This window comes from Flavobacterium sp. NRK1 (genome assembly GCF_024054175.1).
GTDB lineage: Bacteria > Bacteroidota > Bacteroidia > Flavobacteriales > Flavobacteriaceae > Flavobacterium.
Genome location: NZ_JAMXLA010000007.1, coordinates 1 through 729 on the forward strand (window position 1 = coordinate 1; position 729 = coordinate 729).

Annotated in this window: 1 pseudogene; it reads left to right on the forward strand. The window is 49.2% G+C overall.

Going from position 1 to position 729, the window contains the following annotated elements:
• Positions 1-729: pseudogene (locus NHE85_RS16630) on the forward strand (hypothetical protein); the annotation flags it as partial.

The following is a 729-nucleotide window of genomic DNA, read 5'->3' on the forward strand; positions in this document are numbered from 1 at the left end:
GGCGGTGTTACAACTGAAGACAGAACAGGACTTGCAGCCGGTTCCTATTCGGTAACTATTACCGATGATAATGGTTGTACAGGTATTGTAAATGCTACGGTTACACAGCCTACAGCTATTACTGCTTCTATATCTTCACAGACCAATGTAGCATGCAACGGCGGAGCAAACGGCTCAGCTACTGTAACCGCAACAGGTGGTACAGGGACTCTTGCCTATTCATGGGCGCCTTCAGGGGGTACCGCCGCTACAGCTACAGGACTTAGTGCCGGTACTTATACGGTAACAATTACCGATGCTAACTTATGTACAGCTACACAAACGGTAACTATCAATGAACCAACTGCTATTACTGCTTCGGTTTCTTCACAGACCAATGTAGCATGCAACGGCGGTTCAAACGGGTCGGCTACTATAACGGCAACAGGCGGTACTGGAACACTTACTTATGCATGGGCGCCTTCAGGGGGTACGGCTGCCACAGCTACAGGACTTAGTGCCGGTACTTATACGGTAACCATTACCGATGCTAACTTATGTACGGCTACACAAACGGTAACTATTAATGAACCAACTGCTATTACTGCTTCGGTTTCTTCACAGACCAATGTAGCATGCAACGGCGGAGCAAACGGCTCAGCTACCGTAACCGCAACAGGGGGTACAGGGACACTTACCTATTCATGGGCACCTTCAGGGGGTACGGCCGCTACAGCTACAGGACTTACT